Source organism: Pedobacter yonginensis, assembly GCF_003173595.1.
In the GTDB taxonomy this organism is placed as follows: domain Bacteria; phylum Bacteroidota; class Bacteroidia; order Sphingobacteriales; family Sphingobacteriaceae; genus Pedobacter; species Pedobacter yonginense.
The window spans coordinates 47,714-66,088 of the sequence record NZ_QGNZ01000003.1; the positions used below are offsets into that span (position 1 = coordinate 47,714).

The 18,375-nt window shown below is 37.6% G+C and carries 19 protein-coding genes; 3 read left to right on the forward strand and 16 right to left on the reverse strand.

Annotated elements, in window-relative coordinates:
* Positions 1–98 precede the first annotated feature (98 nt).
* On the forward strand, positions 99–725 hold the full coding sequence (locus DHW03_RS11875) for a LysE family translocator (protein ID WP_109926074.1): 627 nt from the start codon (positions 99–101) through the stop codon (positions 723–725).
* A gap of 265 nt (positions 726–990) precedes the next feature.
* Here DHW03_RS11875 and DHW03_RS11880 read toward each other — a convergent pair whose 3' ends face one another.
* The 16 genes from DHW03_RS11880 to ubiE all read right to left on the reverse strand — a co-directional run bounded on the left by DHW03_RS11880 (position 991) and on the right by ubiE (position 16,587).
* Positions 991–1,404, reverse strand: a complete 414-nt coding sequence (locus tag DHW03_RS11880) for a tail fiber domain-containing protein (RefSeq protein ID WP_109926075.1) — start codon at positions 1,402–1,404, stop codon at positions 991–993.
* Between the two features lie 79 nt (positions 1,405–1,483).
* A complete protein-coding gene (locus DHW03_RS11885; protein WP_109926076.1) occupies positions 1,484–1,780 on the reverse strand; it encodes a hypothetical protein in 297 nt (98 codons plus the stop codon).
* 364 nt (positions 1,781–2,144) lie between these two features.
* A complete protein-coding gene (locus DHW03_RS11890) occupies positions 2,145–4,046 on the reverse strand; it encodes an amidophosphoribosyltransferase (protein WP_109926077.1) in 1,902 nt (633 codons plus the stop codon).
* A 246-nt stretch (positions 4,047–4,292) separates the two neighbouring features.
* Positions 4,293–5,111: a glutamate racemase gene (murI, locus tag DHW03_RS11895; protein WP_109926078.1), complete on the reverse strand. Its 819-nt coding sequence runs from the start codon at positions 5,109–5,111 to the stop codon at positions 4,293–4,295.
* A gap of 348 nt (positions 5,112–5,459) precedes the next feature.
* Positions 5,460–6,038 (reverse strand): OmpH family outer membrane protein, encoded by a 579-nt coding sequence (locus DHW03_RS11905; RefSeq protein WP_109926080.1) that lies wholly within the window; start codon positions 6,036–6,038, stop codon positions 5,460–5,462.
* 62 nt (positions 6,039–6,100) lie between these two features.
* Positions 6,101–6,631, reverse strand: coding sequence for an OmpH family outer membrane protein (locus tag DHW03_RS11910; RefSeq protein WP_109926081.1), 531 nt, complete (start codon positions 6,629–6,631; stop codon positions 6,101–6,103).
* A gap of 98 nt (positions 6,632–6,729) precedes the next feature.
* On the reverse strand, positions 6,730–9,273 hold the full coding sequence (gene bamA, locus DHW03_RS11915; protein ID WP_109926613.1) for an outer membrane protein assembly factor BamA: 2,544 nt from the start codon (positions 9,271–9,273) through the stop codon (positions 6,730–6,732).
* Between the two features lie 153 nt (positions 9,274–9,426).
* Complete coding sequence (locus DHW03_RS11920) at positions 9,427–10,167, reverse strand: isoprenyl transferase (RefSeq protein ID WP_109926082.1); 741 nt, start codon at positions 10,165–10,167, stop codon at positions 9,427–9,429.
* A gap of 19 nt (positions 10,168–10,186) precedes the next feature.
* Entirely contained in the window at positions 10,187–10,984 is a 798-nt protein-coding gene (gene porG, locus DHW03_RS11925; RefSeq protein ID WP_109926083.1) for a type IX secretion system protein PorG, read from the reverse strand.
* Positions 10,985–10,986: 2 nt separating this feature from the next.
* Positions 10,987–11,868: an NAD kinase gene (locus DHW03_RS11930; RefSeq protein ID WP_109926084.1), complete on the reverse strand. Its 882-nt coding sequence runs from the start codon at positions 11,866–11,868 to the stop codon at positions 10,987–10,989.
* 9 nt (positions 11,869–11,877) lie between these two features.
* Positions 11,878–12,540: a CBS domain-containing protein gene (locus DHW03_RS11935; RefSeq protein ID WP_109926085.1), complete on the reverse strand. Its 663-nt coding sequence runs from the start codon at positions 12,538–12,540 to the stop codon at positions 11,878–11,880.
* Entirely contained in the window at positions 12,540–13,304 is a 765-nt protein-coding gene (locus DHW03_RS11940) for an alpha/beta fold hydrolase (RefSeq protein ID WP_109926086.1), read from the reverse strand. The genes DHW03_RS11935 and DHW03_RS11940 overlap by 1 nt, the downstream gene beginning before the upstream one ends.
* A 384-nt stretch (positions 13,305–13,688) precedes the next feature.
* A complete protein-coding gene (locus tag DHW03_RS11945) occupies positions 13,689–14,135 on the reverse strand; it encodes a GatB/YqeY domain-containing protein (RefSeq protein WP_109926087.1) in 447 nt (148 codons plus the stop codon).
* Between the two features lie 105 nt (positions 14,136–14,240).
* Positions 14,241–14,999: an SDR family oxidoreductase gene (locus DHW03_RS11950; RefSeq protein ID WP_109926088.1), complete on the reverse strand. Its 759-nt coding sequence runs from the start codon at positions 14,997–14,999 to the stop codon at positions 14,241–14,243.
* A gap of 92 nt (positions 15,000–15,091) precedes the next feature.
* The gene (gene porT, locus DHW03_RS11955) at positions 15,092–15,859 is read right to left on the reverse strand and encodes a type IX secretion/gliding motility protein PorT/SprT (RefSeq protein WP_109926089.1); all 768 of its coding nucleotides are present in this window, start codon (positions 15,857–15,859) and stop codon (positions 15,092–15,094) included.
* On the reverse strand, positions 15,856–16,587 hold the full coding sequence (gene ubiE / locus DHW03_RS11960) for a bifunctional demethylmenaquinone methyltransferase/2-methoxy-6-polyprenyl-1,4-benzoquinol methylase UbiE (protein ID WP_205941001.1): 732 nt from the start codon (positions 16,585–16,587) through the stop codon (positions 15,856–15,858). Before ubiE ends, porT begins: the two co-directional genes overlap by 4 nt.
* A gap of 136 nt (positions 16,588–16,723) precedes the next feature.
* Between ubiE and yihA the strand changes: the two genes are divergently transcribed.
* Both yihA and DHW03_RS11970 read left to right on the forward strand, forming a co-directional pair.
* Positions 16,724–17,347, forward strand: a complete 624-nt coding sequence (yihA, locus tag DHW03_RS11965) for a ribosome biogenesis GTP-binding protein YihA/YsxC (protein WP_109926090.1) — start codon at positions 16,724–16,726, stop codon at positions 17,345–17,347.
* A 102-nt stretch (positions 17,348–17,449) separates the two neighbouring features.
* The gene (locus DHW03_RS11970) at positions 17,450–18,313 is read left to right on the forward strand and encodes a UbiA-like polyprenyltransferase (RefSeq protein ID WP_109926091.1); all 864 of its coding nucleotides are present in this window, start codon (positions 17,450–17,452) and stop codon (positions 18,311–18,313) included.
* Positions 18,314–18,375: the final 62 nt, after the last annotated feature.

The following is an 18,375-nucleotide window of genomic DNA, read 5'->3' on the forward strand; positions in this document are numbered from 1 at the left end:
TAAAAAATGACAACTATCATGCAACTAATGCAACAAAAATAAATGTTAGTTGTTTAGCTTTAAAATTGCATATTCGCATATTATAAACAATACAATGCATGTTTGAAGCCATATTATTAGGTATTGGGGCAGGGATTATTTCGTCGTTTTTAACAGGTCCGGTATTTTTTGCAATGATTAAAACCAGTATAGAAAAGGGCTTTAAGGCTGGTTTTTCTTTAGCTATTGGTGTTATTGTTAGTGATGTGATCTTGATTGCCTTAGTTCTTTTTGGCAGTCAGTTTTTAAATTATCAAGCCAGTTTTGATAAATATGTTGGCATTGTTGGAGGTGTTTTTTTACTTGCTGTGGGCATATATTATTTGGTTTCTAAAATCTCTATCCACTATAAGAGTGATACCCTTCAAAAAGTAAGCAAGCGGGGTTATCTCATCAAAGGATTTTTAATGTGCATCCTCACCCCTTCTACCTTAATGTTTTGGATTATCGTAAGTGGAATCATCTCCGTTAAGCTTAATAATATGCTGAATGAAAAGCTAGTATGCTTTTTTATTGCCATGGCCACACAACTGACTATAGATGGCGCAAAGAGTTATTATTCGAGCAAGTTACGATATAAAATTAAGGAAGATGCTTTGCGTAAATTGAATAAAATTGCAGGCGTAATCATCATCATTTTTGCATTTTGGCTCATCGCCAAAACCTACTTGAAGTTTTACGCATAGGTATTATTTCTCAGAATTTCTTACATGCACTGCAAATCCGCAGTTCTAGGCTCGAAAAAACACTTCTCGACCGAAAGCAGTAGCAAAATCTAACATCGTAGCAATTAAGAAAGAACAGCAACTAATTGCTCGCCGTTGTAGGTGGCACCACTTACCCTTATTGAAAGCTGTTGTAGCGGTGATGTATTCAGACAAAAAAAGAGATGATCTCTTATTTAGAAAACCATCTCTTTTATCCATAGAAAATTGAAACACAATTGGTTATTTATTCGGCAGTCTTGGTTTTCATTTCTTCCAATTCACGCTTTAGCTTATCAATTTGTTGTTGCTGTTCCTTTATGCTGCCCACCAAAAGTGGAATTAAGCTTTCATAATCAACTTTGGTAAGAGTTGCTGTTCTGAAGGCATTTTTTCCGGAACTGTAATCTTTACCAATCACAGTCACAATTTCCGGAAGGGTGGTTTTTACATCCGAACCTACAAAGCCCAACTGCGTAGTTTTCGATAATTTTAATCGCTCAGCCCAATTCTCATCGTAATTAAAGGTTACCGGTTGAAGTTTTAACACTCGTTCTAACGAATTGCTTAAAGGTTTGACATTGTTTTGCGCGATCTCTTGTGCGCTTAAGGTAAATACCGTGACTAAAAATAAAGCCACGAATAAAATTGCTCGTTTCATATCGTTGTATATTTAAAATTGAAAATAGATAGATGGCCTCAGTTGTAAAAAAGAGGGCACACAGACTTAAGAAATGAACTTATACGGAGGGAGGAGGTGTTAAAACTTCAGGAAAGTATGATAAGGGCAAAAAGCTATCCGGAATAGCAATCTTTTTAATTGATTTTGGCACGAAGTAAAGTACTATGTTAGGGGAAAAGTGATCGTATAAAACTTCGCTTTCAATCTTTTTTTCTTCTTTTTCAGCATCATCATTGCTAACCGCTTCGCATACTACCTGAGCGCTAAACTTAAAATACGCCATTACATTCCCAACCTTCAAAATGAGTAAGGTGGCAATGCAAACAACAACTATGTATTTAAGGTTAAGCTTCATTCTTACAAAGATAAGTTGTAAAAAATAATTAAGCAATATTCTATGTTAAGATTCTACTATATAAATTTGGGTGCATGATTGAGAAAACATTTCTTCATCATACAATTTAGGTTATGAATTCTTACATGCCTTGATATGTTGAATACTAGGGGAATTGAAAATCCACAGCCCTAAGGCCGAGAAGACATGCTCCACCAACATCAATCACCATTTTAAACCAATTTGTCTATTTGCTTTTGTGTTTAAGGTGTCGTAGCGGGCATCAGCGGTAAATGGTCAGACGTTTCATCTATCCCTCCAAAAAAAAAGTCGTAGCTAAAAGCCACGACTTCATTTATTCTATAAAATAGATTGCTTTTAATGCTTAGTAAGCTCTCTGATTATTTCCTTCTTTCCAATTTACGAAAGCCTTATTTACTACCTTATTGCCTCCAGGAGTTGGATAGTTACCAGAGAAATACCAATCGCCTTTGTTTTTCGGACAAGCGCTATGCAGGTTTTCTAAACTTTGATAAATGACTTCCACCTCAGCTACAGTGCCTTTCGGAGTAATGATTTGCGCAATTTTTGCGGAAATTTCTTCAGGACTGAATGGCTTATATATTTCCTTTACATGATTAATGATTTGCTCTTTTGGAAGTAATAAAGAAGCCTTACATTTTGTGTAAACATCTTCAATCACTTGCCACATCCCACGCTCTGTTAATAATTGAATTGCTGCGTCGAAAGCTACAAACTGCCCCATTCTGCTCATGTCAATTCCGTAACAATCGGGATAGCGAATTTGAGGTGCAGAAGAAACGATAATTATTTTTTTGGGGTGTAGGCGATCTACAATTTTAATGATGCTTTGTTTTAACGTAGTACCACGAACGATTGAATCATCTAATGCGACCAAAGTATCTTGATGGTTTTTGATGATCCCATAAGTGGTATCATAAACATGCGCCACCATTTCACCTCGATCAGCATCTTGGGTAATGAAGGTACGCAGTTTTACATCCTTCACAGCAAGTTTCTCTACTCTTGGCGTCATGGATAGCAGCTCTTCTAAGTCCGCATCGCTTAACTGTTCTTTCTTATTCAGTAAAACGTCTTTTTGATGATTTCGCACGTATTGATTTACACCATCAACCATTCCGAAAAACGCAACTTCCGCAGTATTTGGAATAAACGAGAAGACCGTGTTTTTCAAATCATGCCCAACGGCTTTTAAAACCTGGTCGCAAAGTAAACGCCCCAATTGCTTACGCTCTTGGTAAATCTCTACATCACTTCCTTTAGAGAAATAAATACGTTCAAATGAGCAAGATAAACGCTCGGTAGGTTCCCGGAATTGCTCCATGCTTACCTCTCCATTTTTCTTTATGATTAAGGCATGACCAGGATCAATTTCCTTTACATCTTTAAATTGGATATTGAATGCAGTTTGTAGTGCTGGTCTTTCTGATGCAGCAACAACAATCTCATCATCGTAATAATAATATGCCGGACGAATACCTGCTGGATCTCGCATGATAAAGGAATCTCCATTACCCACCATACCGCAGATGGAGTATCCCCCATCCCAAGTTTTGGCCGAACGACGTAATATATTCGCGATGTTTAAGTTATCAGAAATTTTGTGTGTAATGGAAACATTATCGTGTCCATCTTTTTTATAAGTATCGAAAAGTTCTTGGTTTTCATCATCTAAAAAGTGACCAATTTTTTCAAGTACCGTAACGGTATCGGCCTTTTCTTTTGGATGCTGCCCCAACTCATACAATTGCTCCAGTAACTCATCCACATTAGTCATGTTGAAGTTACCTGCAATAACCAAGTTCCGCGTCATCCAGTTATTTTGCCTCAAAAACGGATGGCAATTTTCGATGCTATTTTTACCGTGAGTACCATAACGCAAATGGCCCATTAACACCTCGCCAATAAAGCTAACGTTGTTTTTGAGCCACTCTGTATCCTGCATTAATTCAGGTGTGTTTTCTTGTATATCTACGAATTTGTTCTGTACATATTCGAAAATGTCTGCTACCGCATTTGAGGCCATGCTCCGGTATCGACTAATGTACCTGCTGCCAGGTTTCATATCCAATTTAATGGTTGCAATACCAGCGCCGTCCTGACCTCTGTTGTGCTGCTTTTCCATTAAAAGATATAGCTTGTTAAGGCCGTAAAGTGCTGTACCGTACTTTTGCTGATAGTAAGAAAGTGGTTTTAACAGGCGAATAAAAGCGATTCCGCATTCGTGTTTTATCTGATCACTCATGGTGTGGGTTTGAAGCCGCAAAGTTATCTTTTTAAACACTTACAACCTAAACAAAAGTGTTTTCTTTTGTCACAAACCGGTTAATTTGAATTGCAAAAATGATGCTGAAGTTGACACCCATTTTAGTCTATCCCAAACTCATAAAAAATTAGAGAGATTAGGCACCGAGGATTTTAATTGATTTTCAGCTGATTGTAATAAAATATGAGCTCTAATGGCCTATTTGTGTCTTTTAGAAAATGAGCCCTACATTTTACAACTCTCCAACTCAGCACCAAAAAAGATAGATGCGTGCGCATCGAATGCCGTTGGATCGCCGCTGGTGTAAAAGAATTTCTCTCCTCCTTTACCAAGTTGCATTTCCATTTCTGGATGCCTATCTAAATAATCCATCAAGCTTTTGGCTACAATTTCGCCTTGCGATAGTATGGTTATAGATTCTGGCAATACGGTTTTCAATTTGGGCAGCAATAAAGGGTAATGCGTACAGGCAAGTAGTACACAATCAATGTCGCTCGACTGCTGAAGTAGTGCATTGCAATATTCTTGTACAAAGAAATCTGCACCAGCTTGTAAATGTTCGTTATTCTCGATAAGCGGTACCCACATTGGACAACTTTGTTGATGCACTTGAATGCCTGGATAAAACTTATTAATCTCTAACAGGTATGATTGTGAATTCACCGTTCCTCTGGTTCCCATTACACCAACTTGGTTGGAGCGAGTATATCGACCAATAACTTCGGCTGTAGGCCTAATAACGCCTAAAACTCTTCTATCTGGATATTTAGCTGGCAAGTCCTTTTGTTGAATTGTTCTCAGCGCCTTTGCCGAAGCCGTGTTACAAGCTAAAATTACCAATTTACATCCTTTAGCAAACAGCCACTCCACGCATTCTAAAGTATATTGGTAAATGGTATCAAAAGAATGGTCGCCGTAGGGCGAGCGGGCATTATCGCCCAAATAGATATAATTATACTGTGGCAATTGTTCAGCAATAGATTTAAAAACGGTTAAACCGCCATAACCCGAATCAAAAATACCTATTGGCGACGTGTTTTTCATAACTGGACTTTAATCTATCGGCGTTGAAATATTAATTTTTTGGGCGTTTAAACACGCTGTCCGCTATATCTTTTTGGCTGAAAGAGCCAAAAAGGATGCCGCTTCCATCGTTAACGCGAGCCACCGTGCAAAACCCATTGCAGCAAGCTTTTAACGTTAAATACACTCCCGATCCTTCCTTGCTAACACCTGCCATGGCTAACAATCATTTATCTGCTGGTGCAACACGAAACAAGGCAACGAACAAATTCTACTACCCAATATTACAATTTATTTAAAATAAAAAAGCGGAATTAAGATTGAACTTAATTCCGCAATGTAATTTAATTGTGCCTTAAAGGCCCAATATTATTTCTTTGGCGCTGCTGGTTTCGCCGCAGTTGCAGAAATACCCAATTTAGTTTTAACAGCAGCAGTAATATCATCACCCCCTTCCCAGAAAACTAGGTTGTTACCACCTTGTCCGTTTGAGATGTCAAATACGTATGCTAATCCTTTTTCTTTTGATACTGAAGAAATTGCATTTCCAACTTTAACACGAATTGGTTCGAATAATTCGCCTTGCTTTGTGCTTAAATCTTGTGATGCTTTTGTACGTGCATCAGTAATGCGTTTTTCAAGATCTTGCAACGATTGGCCCGCAGCTTGCAATTCTTTACCTACTTGCTCTTTGTTTGCTTCACTTAAAGTTTTTTCTTTAGCTTGTGCAGCAGCCAATTGAGTTTGATATTCTTTAATCATACCATCAATTTCTGCTTGTTTGGTTTTACCTAACCCTTCTAACGTAGTTTGAGCAGTTTTAGCCTCAGGCAAACTTGCAAATACCTCTTCCGAATTAATGTGACCCAATTTTTGTTGTGCATTTGCCATATTCGCTGTAAACAATAAACCTGCTGCTACAAAGAATACGTTAATTAACTTTCTCATCGTTCTATTTTACTTTATTATTTTTTTAATTGTTTTTCTTAAAAATCAAGGGGCGAATATAATTAATTATTCACAGTTCCCGGCTTGTAACCTAATTTTACAATCACGTCGTTACTCACATCGTAACTACTGCTTGCGTAAATCATCATGGTTGCTTCGCTGCTCTTATCAAAAATGAAATCAAGGTATTTTGCTTTGGCAATTTGTTTAATTACATCGGCCACTTTATCTTGAATGGGTTTAATAAGTTTCGTTCTGCTTTGGAAAAGTTCTCCATCCGGACCAAATTTCTGGCGTTGAAATTCTTTCGCTTGTTTCTCTTTTTCGATAATTTCATTTTCGCGGCGCTTACGCATATCATCCGTTAATAAAACCTGATCGGCCTGATACGCTTTGTACATTCTGTCTATTTCGCCAAAGTTTTGATCAACCTGTTGTTGCCACTGTTTTGAAGCTACATCCAATTGGCTTAATGCCGATTTATATTCAGGCAAATGTTTAAGGATATACTCCGTATCTACATAAGCAAACTTCTGCGCAAAGGCACCAAAAGTTGTGCAAAGTAAGAATGCGATTAAAAGATATTTTTTCATAGTGTGTGTATTTAATGCTTACTAATAACCTAAGCTTTCTATAAACTCAACTTAATATGTTTTATTGCATAAATAGTTAAATTTTTATTCTTTATCAATTAAAATCCACCTAATTGTTGTGCAATACTAAAGTGGAACTGTCCTTTGTTCGCATCTGGTAAACCAGGAATCTTATCGAAGCCATAACCGTAATCAATACCCAATAAACCAAAAATTGGCAAGAAAATACGAGCACCCACACCAACTGATCTTCTGATGTTAAATGGGTTAAAATCGTTAAACTTATTCCAAGTATTACCGCCCTCGGCAAATGCCAACACAAATGCGGTGGCTTGCTGACTTGCAATTACTGGATAACGGGCCTCCAAAACATATTTGGTATAAATTGGGCTACCCGATTGTTGCGCAATGGTTGGATCAGAACCTACCGGAATTACGGTATTGTTGGCATAACCACGCATGGCAATCAATTCCGATCCTTGTAAGAAATCAAATCCTTGCATACCATCACCACCTAATTTAAATCTTTCAAATGCGGATTGACCTACGGCTTTATTGTATTGCCCTAAGAAACCAAATTGAGCTTGTGCTTTGATAACCAAGTTTCCGACAACGCGTTGATACCATTGTGAATCGAATTTCCATTTGTGGTATTCTGTGAAGCGATACTTTTCTTTATCAGATGCCGTTGCATAGTTCGTTTTGTTAAACAACGAGTATGGTGGCGTTGCCTGAATGGTAAAACGTAAGAACGAACCTGATTTAGGGAAAATTGGCGAATCTCTTGAATCGCGACTGATCTCTTGTGACAAGTTTAAGTTATATGATGTACCTGTACTGAATAAATAACCTGTGTAATTATTTAAGATGTACTGTTGCAAGTTAACCGCATGGCTTAATTGGAAGTAGTTATCTGGCCAGTTTAATCTTCTACCCAAACTTACGGTTACACCATTTAAACGGATTTTTTGATAAGATGAACTTTCTTGATCGAAACCGTTAGATTGTAATGAGGTAAAGGCACTTACACCAAAGCTAACTGGCTTCTCGCCACCAAACCAAGGTTGAGAGAAGGAGAAACTATAAGATTGGTAATACTTACCATTGGTTTGTCCACGTAAGCTTAATTTTTGTCCATCTCCTTTTGGTAGTGGTTTATAAGCTTTTAAATTAAACAGGTTACGTAAAGAGAAGTTGTTGAAGGTTAAGCCCAAGGTACCAATAATACGGCCACCGCCAAAACCACCTGAAAGTTCAATTTGATCTGAAGGTTTTTCTTCTACTGAATATTCAATATCAACGGTTCCATCGGCCGGATTAGGGCGTGGTGTTGGAACGGTTTTAGATTCATCAAAGTTACCTAGCTGTCCAATCTCACGAATGGTACGAATCAAATCACTTTTATTAAATTTCTGCCCCGGCTTGGTACGAATTTCACGCAAAACCACTTTATCATTGGTAATCGTATTTCCTTTTAAAGTAATGCGATTGTTGGTGTATTGAGGACCTTCGTACATGCGCATTTCCACATCTACGGTATCGCCGTAAATTTTCGTTTGCACTGGATCAATATTAAAAGTTAGGTAACCGTTATCGGTATATAAACTATTAATATCGCCACCGTTCTCGCCACCACCATTAAGTTTTTTATTTAATTTGTCTTCACTGAAAATATCTCCCTTTTCGATGGTTAATACTTTATTCAAGATACTATCGGGATAAATGGCGTTTCCAGCCCAAGTAATTTTACCGAAGTAATATTTCTTGCCTTCATACAAATCCATTCTGATGTTAACTTTCTTTTTATTGTATTGATAGATGGTATCTTTCAAAAGCTCGGCATCACGGTAACCTTTTTCATGCATTTTGGCAATCATTTTTACCTTGTTCTCCTCATACTTTTCTTTCGAAAACTTACCAGAACCCCAAAAACGCCACCAAGCAAATTGTTTCGGGCTTTTTAGGTATTTTCTCAGCTTTGCTGATTTAAAATCTTTATTGCCTGTAAAATCAATATGTTGCACTTTTACACGGCTTCCTTTGTCGATGTAGGCTTCTAAAACAACGCTATTTTCTGCATTTGGATCTTTACGGGTTTTGTAATCAATCTGTGTGAAGAAATAACCTTTATCCAACATGTATTTTTTTACAATAGCAGTTGTGGTGTTGTATAGGTTGTCGTTTACAATTTTTCCTGTTTTATCGTTAAGCTTTTCTTGGATGGCTGTTCTTTGAGATTTGTTAATGCCTTTTAAATCGATAGAACTTAAACGTGGGCGCTCAACTACTTCAATTTCAAAATAAACCGTATCCAGAACAAACTTTTCGATATTTAATTTAACATCGTCAAACAATCCTTGTGCCCAAAGCGTTTTAATTGCATCAGCCGTAGCATCGCCAGGAAGCACAACTTTATCGCCTTTGGTTAATTTAGATAGCGTAACCAAAACTTCTTTATCCAAGTACTGCGTTCCGGTAATGGTTGTACCACCGATGATATATTCTTTTGGACTAAAATAATCGAGATCTAAGCCTCCAACCTTTAATGAAGGTGTTGCCTGTGCCTGACCTTGTGGACGTATTTGAGCAAAGGCAGGAGATGCTAAAACGAGTAGGATTAAAACTTGAAATATTCTTTTCATTAAAATAATTTGTTCAGTAATGGCCACGAAGGTAACAATGTTTTATAAAGCAAAATTTACTTTATTTAGTTTCCCTTTTAAGTGGTTTCATTTATCGTATAAAAGTGGTGCTAAGTTAGTTTAAACGCTTGTTAAAAAGTGTTAAAAGAAAAATTAGTTTAATTGTTCGCTAATTTTACCAAAACGGCGTTCGCGTTTTTGATAGTCAACTATAGCCTCAAAAAGATTTTCTCGTCTGAAATCTGGCCATAAAACATCCGTAAAATAAAACTCGGTGTAGGCCATTTGCCAAAGCAAATAATTGCTAATCCGATGTTCGCCACTTGTTCTAATCATCAATTCCGGATCGGGGATATTTACGGTTGTAAGTTCCGATGAAAAAAGGTTTTCATCAATATCATCCAAAGTGATGTGATCGTTTTTGACTGCTGCTGCAATTTTCTTTACGGCCTCTACAATTTCCCATTTTGAGCTGTAACTTAAAGCCAGCGTTAAAGTGCATTTCTCGTTATGGGCGGTTTTTGCCATCGCTTCTTTCAAATCATCAATACATTCTTGTGGTAGTGATTGAATATCGCCAATGGCATTAAGCTTAATATTATTTTTATTAAGCGTTTCGGTTTCTTTATTGATGGTGGAAATTAAAATTTGCATCAGAGCATCCACTTCTTCTTTCGGACGATTCCAGTTTTCTGTAGAAAAAGCGTAAAGCGTAAGATATTCAATCCCAACTTCTACACAGCCTTCTACAATATCTTTTACTGATAAGACGCCTTGTTCGTGACCAAAAACACGCATTTTACCTTGGCCCTTGGCCCAACGGCCGTTACCATCCATAATTACGGCGATATGCTTTGGCAGGCGGTTATAGTCTATTTGTTCTTTAAATCCCATTAATTATATCAAAATCAGCTTAAAAGGAATAGCATTTTGAGGATACAAAGGTAAAAGATATGCCAACACTAACAAATAGATAAGTGTCTCTTTTTCGGAAATCTCCTCTTTGCATTCCACTTTTACCAATTTGGTTGATGGATGGATCAGTTAAATTGATTGGATTTGAGGAACTGCCTACTATGACTGGGTTTACAGGATACGTGCCACTTACATCATCAATATAATCGGTTAGCGGAGTTCGATACCCAATCTCGGTAAAAACACTCCAAGCATTTTTATAATTATAACGCAGACCCACTCCATACGGAATGGTTACAACCACGTTGCTATAAGCATTTTCCTGTCCCTCGGTGTTGAGTCGATCTAGCCTGTACGTATTTCCATCGTATTGAGCGGTTGGTTTAAAAAGCAAAGCCCCGGCGCCCATAAAAAGATAGGGTGTAAAGCGTCTTGTTCCTCCACCGAGTTTAAAATCGAAGAAATTGAAATCTATCAAGGCACTAAACTCATTAAGCGATGTTTTAAACGCTAGGTTTCGCTCGCGAAATTGTTCGTTGCTGGATTGTGAGTCTTTGCCTTGAATTTGCCCATAAGTATAATTTAGGCGTACACCCAAGTATTGGTTGAAGTTTCGTTTTACATAGGCACCGCCATTAAATCCACTAATTTTCAGTGGATTGTTTTGGTTTAAATCGCCAAGATAGCCGGCGCCACCTGCATGTACTCCAAGCTCCCAACTTGCAACTTGTGCATTTGAAAGCTGTACATCGAAAAGAATTATGAGGATGATGATTAGGAGTTTGTTTAGCGTCATACTTAGTAGTTACGGGTATCTATGCCCCATAATAATTTATTCCTTAACGTGTTTAAATACGTTTCATTGTTAAGGCGAATAAGATTTACGCAAAAGTCGGCTTTTTTTATGGTTATTTTTACTGATCGCTCTACCGTTACCGTTCTACTGTCGCAAGAAACTAGAAATTTGGATTCGCGTGCTTCCACTTCAAAAGACAGGGCATTATCATCAGGCAATACTACTGGCCTAACGTTTAAGTTGTGTGGGGCAATTGGCGTAACGACAAAATTTTCCGAATCGGGGTAAATAATTGGTCCACCGCAGCTAAGCGAATAGGCTGTAGAGCCCGTTGGTGTTGCGATAATCAATCCATCAGCCCAATAAGAGTTAATAAACTCATTATTCATAGAAGCATGGATAATCATCATGGCAGAATTATCTCTCCTGTGGATGGTGATGTCGTTAAGGGCAAAATTCTCCTCTCCGAACAAGCCATTTTCTGATTCCAGAACCAAAAGAGACCGTGTATCCAAAGTATATTCTTCGTTAATTAGCGCATGGAGGGCTGAACCAATTTCATTTTTATTGATGCTGGCTAGAAAGCCCAATCGGCCAAAATTGATGCCGATTACTGGAATACCAGAATTGCGGATTAATGAAAGTGTATCAAGCAATGTTCCATCTCCGCCCAAACTTAAAAGCACATCGGCATGGAGTTTAAGTTCTTTGTGATTATGGAAGATAACCGTATTTGCGGGCAATTTGATTTTGCCATGTAATGAATTTTTAAACTTATGGTGTAGAACGGGTTGGATGTTGTGGCTTTTTAAATGATCGAAAACCTCTTGGATATAAGGTAAAACTGAATCATTAAAATCCCTTCCGTAAATTGCAATCCTCATAATTAGGGTTTAAACATTTAAATAGTTCATGAAAGAATCGTAACGTTCCTGAGAACCATCATCAATTTGTGTATTGTTATACACTTCTTTCACTAGGTAGTTGTATCGTTCAAATGAGGCTACAAGACCACTTACTTCTGTTTTATTTATTTTTAGTGTAATCTCCAAACGAGTAGAATCTTCGAAGGCGTTTACATAGGATGATAAAATTTGTGCATTATCTGCCTCAACAATCTGGGCAATATGGGCTAAGGAGTTGTCTCGATTGCTGATTTCCAGCACGATAATGCCTCCGGGCTCACTCACGGCGTATTGCTCGGCAACGGCATCAACCATGTTGTTAATCGAAATTAAGCCTAAATAATTCTTCTGCGCATCTAAAACGGCGACGGCTGTTAATTTAAGTTGACTTAACAGTCTGATTACATCATAGGTATGGGCATCTTTTAGGATAAAAACGTTGAGCAGGTTTACAGCAATGTCTTTGATTAGGGTATCATGATCGCGAAGGTTAAGTAAATCATCTTCAGCAAGTAAACCCAAAAAAGCACCTTCGTTAACCACTGGCATATGCTTTAGTTTAAATTCGTTCATACGATCTAAAGCCTTTTGCACCGTGTCATCGGGTTTTAAGGGTGATATTGCATTCGATATGATTTCTTCGGCAAACATTATTTAAGTAAAATTCTATCTAAAAATTTCTCTAAGTAATTGTTAAAAACATCCGGATGTTCCATCATTGGGGCATGGCCGCATTTATCTACCCAGTTTAATTCCGAATTGGGTAATAATTGGTGAAATTCTTCAGCAACTTCTGGTGGAGTAACCTTATCGTTCTTACCCCAGATTAAGGAAACGGGGATGGTAATTTTAGACAATTCTTTACTCATGTTGTGTCGAATTGCCGATTTTGCCATCGTTAAAATTCTGATGACTCTTGAACGATCGTTAACAGTTTTGAATACATCATCAACCAGTTCTTTGGTTGCGGTTGCCGGATCGTAAAAGGTAAATTCTACTTTTTCTTTAATGTAATCGTAACTTTCTCTTCGTGGAAATGATCCGCCGAAGGCGTTTTCGTATAAGCCAGAGCTACCTGTTAGTACCAATGCCTTAACAAACTCTTGGTGTGCAACGGTAAATACGAGGCCTACGTGGCCACCTAAAGAATTTCCAATCAATACTACCTGATTGTAGTTTTTATATTTTAAAAAGCGATGCACATATCTTGATAGCGCTTTAACACCCAAGGTTAAAATTGGCAATTCGTAAATGGGTAATATGGGAACGACAACATGGTAACGATCTTTAAAATGTTCGATAACCAGCTCCCAATTACTTAATTCGCCCATTAGGCCATGAAGTAACACCAGCGTTTCACCTTTTCCGGCTTCTATGAATTTAAATCCGTCTTCTTCTATTATCTGGTAGGTCATATTCTATTCGAGATGGTACTTTTCTACTAAGTTAGTAGAGTAAAATTAAATTTTTGCATTTCTGTACCAATTTATTGAAATAAAATTGAAAACGGTACAAAAACATGTATTACAGCTTCCAAAAGCAAAAGTTGAGGATTAAATCTTTTAGCTTTAGTCTTTTCACTTTGAGCTTTCAGCTTTTCCTTCACCACAAAAGAAACAAAAGAACACAAAAGTTTATCTATTGCTTATTCTTTTAGCTTTAGGCTTTTAGCTTTAGTCTCCCAACTTCGGACTCCCATCTTTCCACTTTAGTCTTTCAGCTTTGGTCTTTCCACTTTGGACTTTCAGCTTTAGTCTATCAGCTTTAGTCTTTCAGCTTTAGTCTCTCAGCTTTAGTCTTTAAGCAAGTTTTTCTTTAACAATTTCGGCAATTAATTTTCCATCGGCTTTGCCTGCAAGTTCTTTGTTTGCCAAGCCCATAACCTTACCCATATCTTTAACTGATGTGGCGCCAGATTGTTTGATTACCCCTTCAATTATTGCGGCAACTTCATCCCTTCCCAGTTGTTGTGGTAAAAATCGGTTAATAACTTCAATCTCTTCTTCTTCTACTTGGTACAAATCTTCGCGGTTTTGTTGTTTGTAAATATCTGCTGATTCGCGACGCTGTTTTATTAGTTTCTGAAGAATTTTCAGCTCTGTTTCTTCTGTAATTTCTTCTGATGATCCTTTTTCTGTTTTAGCCAACAAAAAAGCGGCCTTTATTGCTCTTAAACCTCTTAATTGAGCATTATTTTTAGCCAACATGGCTTTTTTTATTTCTTGATCTATTGTATTTGATATCATGCTGTTAATAATTTGAATGGATTAATTAGGTCAATTGCTTAACCCAAGGCCAGTTCTGGTTTTCAAAATATGATGTGTGATTTAAATGATTTTCTTAAACCGGTTCTATTTTCTATCTATAATGGTGGCTGTAGCTTGTGCGGTAGGCATAATTAGCATGTCGTTAATGTTTACATGTTTTGGTCTGCTTACCACGTACCAAATTGCATCAGCAATATCATCGGCGATTAGGGGCTCTAAATTTTCATAAACTTTTTTAGCTCTTTCTTCATCGCCTTTAAAACGAACCACCGAAAACTCAGTTTCAACCATACCTGGGTTAATCTCTGTAACTTTAATTCCGTACGGCAAAAGATCAATTCTCATGGCTTTGCTCAAGGCATCAACCGCATGTTTACTTGCACAATATACGTTTCCGTTTGGATAAACTTCTTTACCCGCGATGGAACCGATATTGATGATGTGACCTGAAGCATTAGGAATCATCCAATTGGATACAATTTTGGTTACATAAAGCAAACCTTTTACATTGGTATCTATCATGGTGTCCCAGTCGTTGGTGTTACCTTTATCAATTGGGTCTAATCCTTGACTTAAGCCTGCGTTGTTTATCAAGACATCAACTTTTTTCCATTCTTGAGGTAATGCTTCTAATGCAGTTGATAAATTCTCTTTTTCTCTAACATCAGCCAGAACCTGCTTTATGGTGATGCCATATTTATCTTCAAGATGATGAGCGTTTTTAGCTAAGCGATCTGCACGACGAGCCAGCAATATAAGATTGTAACCTTGCTGAGCGAATATGTGCGCACATGCTTCGCCAATACCAGAAGTTGCGCCTGTAATTAATGCTATTTTAGACATGTATATGAATTTTTAAGTCGGGGGCAAAATAAATTGAAAAAATGCCATTGATTTACCAACGAGGCAAAGGTAAGTTTTTTTGTTTTGTACGGCTACTGAAAAATCAAACTGAAGGTTAATTGACGCAGTTTTAACTTATCAATCGGATTGGCAAATGCGGTATCATCATGCAAAAGCAAATCGTTTGTTGAGTAGGCAAGCTTAATTTCGGGCGACATTTTAAAATACTCGAAATACAAATCAAAGCCGATGCCCGTTTCGTAAGAAAGATAGCTTCGTTTGGTTTTAAGCAATTTATTAATTGCAGTTTCGTCATCATCAAAGGTTTTTCTTCTTGATGCGATATCCATAGAGTACTTTACTCCACCTAACCAATAGGCCCTAAAGTTGTTCATTCTATTCGATTTAACCTTTAAGCCCAAAGGAAATTCAAACATTGAAGCCTGTATTTTTTTATCGATAGATGTTGGGTAAGTTTTGGTTTCGCCGTTAGGCAAAACTTCAGGAGCTGTGGCTTCATATTCATAACGAACCACCCGATCGCTAAAAATTAGGGATGGTGTTGCACGTATATCGAAGTTATTATTGATGTTTCGATTCATCACAAAACCCAAACCAAAACCTTGTGAGGGCGGACTAGAGATGGAGATTGGCGTCGAAGTCACCGGACGAGCATTCAATGGGTCAGGGTAAGGAGTTTGCCAATTTGCTTTTTTCAGAATTTTAAATTCGGCAGATATGTATTGGAAGTTAAACCCCCAACTCCAATCTTCATCATCTACACCTCCGCCCCAGTTTTGAGCAAAAGTAGTTGTAGAAATCGCAAAGAAGAGGATGATGAGGCTTAATTTTTTAATCATTTAGTACCGGTGTATATCGAACTTATTCCAAACGTTAGAATTTTCTGTTTGGTACTTTTAAACCCTACTTTTTCCATTAAGGTTGTAAAATCGCTTCCATCAGGAAAAGCAGCAACAGATTCTGGCAAATACGTATAAGCCCGACTGTCTTTAGAAAACAGCTTTCCAAAAAATGGGGTTACCCTTTTAAAATAAAAACTATACAATTGTTTTATTGGAAAAGCTTTTGGCTTCGAAAATTCTAAAACCACAATTTTGCCATTTGGTTTCAGCACTCTAAACATATCGGCTAAACCTTTTTCAAGGTTTTCGAAATTGCGTACGCCATAGGCAACTGTAATCGCATCGAAGGTGTCATTATCAAAATGTAATCCTTCAGAGTCGCCCAACTGAACAGAAAACACCTCGTGCAGACTGCGTTCATTGATTTTCTTTTTGGCTACATCGAGCATCCCCTGCGAAATATCTACGCCAACAACCTTTTCAGGATGTAGCTTCTTGATTGCCTCGAATGCAAAATCGCCCGTTCCTGTAGCCACATCAAGCATAATTCTAGGCTGTGTAGAAACCAATTCCTTAATTGCCTTTTTACGCCACAAAACGTCTATTCCCAAAGAAAGGAAATGATTTAAAAAATCGTAAGTGCCAGAGATGTTGTTGAACATGGTTGCAACCTGTTCTTTTTTGGTTGCATCGGCAATTTGATATGGAGTAATGTTCTGATTCATGATGTGAGGCAAAGATAAGTTTATTGTTTAATTGTTTAAATTGTTTTAATCCGTTAATTGTCAACTTACAAAAACCTGCAAAGAGTTACACAGCTGTTAGGCTTAACCATCATCACAAAATTACTACCTTTGCCAAATGGTTATCAAAACGGCAACATTTGTTTGCAGCAACACCCAAATTTCGGCGCTTCCACCACCGGTTATGCCCGAATATGCTTTTATCGGTCGCTCAAACGTGGGCAAATCTTCTTTAATTAACATGCTGGTTAATCAGCACGGTTTAGCAAAAACCTCTCAAAGGCCAGGAAAAACTCAGTTAATTAATCATTTCTTAATTAATGACTCTTGGTATATTGTAGATTTACCAGGTTATGGTTATGCCAAGGTTTCTAAAACAAGCAGAGAAAAGTGGGAGAAATTTATTCGTGCGTATATTACCAAACGAGAAAGTTTACAATGTGTTTTCGTTTTAATCGATAGCCGTTTAGAACCCCAACAAATTGATATTGAGTTCTGTTACTGGTTGGGCGAAAAGCAAATTCCTTTTTCTTTAATTTTTACAAAAGCAGATAAACAAGGAATGACAACTACCCAGAAAAACGTAGCCGCCTTTAAGAAAAAGCTTGGTGATTTTTTTGAGGAGATTCCCGCAACTTTTGTGTCTTCGGCAGAAAAAGGAACTGGAAAGGATGAAATTTTAGGTTTCATTCACGAAGTAAATAAAGATTTTGTGATTCCACAAGAATATAAAAAGTTCTAAGAGATGATTGTTATGACTAGATGATTCGGTATTGGCCTTCAAAACCAAGGCCGAAAGTATTTTAAAAATCAGCATTGTCCTTTTTATATTTACCTGTAATCCATGAAAAAATATTTTTCGCTCGTACTATTCGCCCATTCTATCTTTGCCTTGCCTTTCGCAATGATTGGTTTCTTTTTGGGTGTAACCACAACTGAAAATCCGTTTCAATGGCAAAAGCTCATTTTGGTTTTGCTGTGTATGGTTTTTGCCCGGAACGCTGCTATGGCTTTTAACCGTTATCTGGATCGAAATATCGATGCTAAAAACCCGCGAACCAAAATGCGTGACATTCCTGCCGGCAAGGTTTCGGCTAACGAAGCGCTGATTTTTGTAATTGCCAATTGTGTGTTTTTTTTAATCGCCACTTACTTCATCAATAGTCTTTGCTTCTACCTCTCGCCCATTGCGCTGTTCGTGGTTTTATTTTACAGTTACACAAAAAGATTCACGGCACTTTGTCACTTAGTTTTGGGCTTGGGTTTATCGCTTGCCCCTATCGGCGCGTACATTGCGGTTACCGGGCAGTTTGCTCTAGTACCTGTATTATATTCTTTCGCCGTATTATTTTGGGTGAGTGGCTTCGACATTATCTATGCCTTGCAGGATGAAGATTTTGATCGGGAAGAAAATTTACATTCCATTCCATCAGCGCTTGGCATTAAAAATGCTTTAAATGTTTCGGTTGTGCTGCACATTTTTTCGGCTGCATGCGTAATTGCACCTATTTTTTTAATGCCTCATATTTTTGGCTGGCCATATTACATAGGAGTAGCATTTTTCTGCTTTGCCCTCACCTATCAGCATTTATTGGTAAAGCCGACCGACATCAGCAAGGTAAATAAAGCCTTTGCAACCACAAATGGAATGGCATCTGTAGTTTTTGCACTTTGCTTTCTACTTGATGCGTATTTAAGAAATAAATAATGGATAGATTTTCAATGAGTAAAATAACCTGAAAAGAGCCACTTAACTTATTTAAGAAGAAC

What these genes read in the sequence shown, in the direction of transcription:
- DHW03_RS11970 (WP_109926091.1), top strand. Translation starts at nt 17,450, where the DNA reads ATGAAAAAATATTTTTCGCTCGTACTATTCGCCCATTCTATCTTTGCC.
- DHW03_RS11905 (WP_109926080.1), bottom strand. Translation starts at nt 6,038, where the DNA reads ATGAGAAAGTTAATTAACGTATTCTTTGTAGCAGCAGGTTTATTGTTT.
- DHW03_RS11885 (WP_109926076.1), bottom strand. Translation starts at nt 1,780, where the DNA reads ATGAAGCTTAACCTTAAATACATAGTTGTTGTTTGCATTGCCACCTTA.
- yihA (WP_109926090.1), top strand. Translation starts at nt 16,724, where the DNA reads ATGGTTATCAAAACGGCAACATTTGTTTGCAGCAACACCCAAATTTCG.
- DHW03_RS11890 (WP_109926077.1), bottom strand. Translation starts at nt 4,046, where the DNA reads ATGAGTGATCAGATAAAACACGAATGCGGAATCGCTTTTATTCGCCTG.
- DHW03_RS11920 (WP_109926082.1), bottom strand. Translation starts at nt 10,167, where the DNA reads ATGGGATTTAAAGAACAAATAGACTATAACCGCCTGCCAAAGCATATC.
- DHW03_RS11910 (WP_109926081.1), bottom strand. Translation starts at nt 6,631, where the DNA reads ATGAAAAAATATCTTTTAATCGCATTCTTACTTTGCACAACTTTTGGT.
- bamA (WP_109926613.1), bottom strand. Translation starts at nt 9,273, where the DNA reads ATGAAAAGAATATTTCAAGTTTTAATCCTACTCGTTTTAGCATCTCCT.
- DHW03_RS11940 (WP_109926086.1), bottom strand. Translation starts at nt 13,304, where the DNA reads ATGACCTACCAGATAATAGAAGAAGACGGATTTAAATTCATAGAAGCC.
- murI (WP_109926078.1), bottom strand. Translation starts at nt 5,111, where the DNA reads ATGAAAAACACGTCGCCAATAGGTATTTTTGATTCGGGTTATGGCGGT.
- porT (WP_109926089.1), bottom strand. Translation starts at nt 15,859, where the DNA reads ATGATTAAAAAATTAAGCCTCATCATCCTCTTCTTTGCGATTTCTACA.
- DHW03_RS11945 (WP_109926087.1), bottom strand. Translation starts at nt 14,135, where the DNA reads ATGATATCAAATACAATAGATCAAGAAATAAAAAAAGCCATGTTGGCT.
- porG (WP_109926083.1), bottom strand. Translation starts at nt 10,984, where the DNA reads ATGACGCTAAACAAACTCCTAATCATCATCCTCATAATTCTTTTCGAT.
- DHW03_RS11950 (WP_109926088.1), bottom strand. Translation starts at nt 14,999, where the DNA reads ATGTCTAAAATAGCATTAATTACAGGCGCAACTTCTGGTATTGGCGAA.
- DHW03_RS11880 (WP_109926075.1), bottom strand. Translation starts at nt 1,404, where the DNA reads ATGAAACGAGCAATTTTATTCGTGGCTTTATTTTTAGTCACGGTATTT.
- DHW03_RS11930 (WP_109926084.1), bottom strand. Translation starts at nt 11,868, where the DNA reads ATGAGGATTGCAATTTACGGAAGGGATTTTAATGATTCAGTTTTACCT.
- ubiE (WP_205941001.1), bottom strand. Translation starts at nt 16,587, where the DNA reads ATGAATCAGAACATTACTCCATATCAAATTGCCGATGCAACCAAAAAA.
- DHW03_RS11935 (WP_109926085.1), bottom strand. Translation starts at nt 12,540, where the DNA reads ATGTTTGCCGAAGAAATCATATCGAATGCAATATCACCCTTAAAACCC.
- DHW03_RS11875 (WP_109926074.1), top strand. Translation starts at nt 99, where the DNA reads ATGTTTGAAGCCATATTATTAGGTATTGGGGCAGGGATTATTTCGTCG.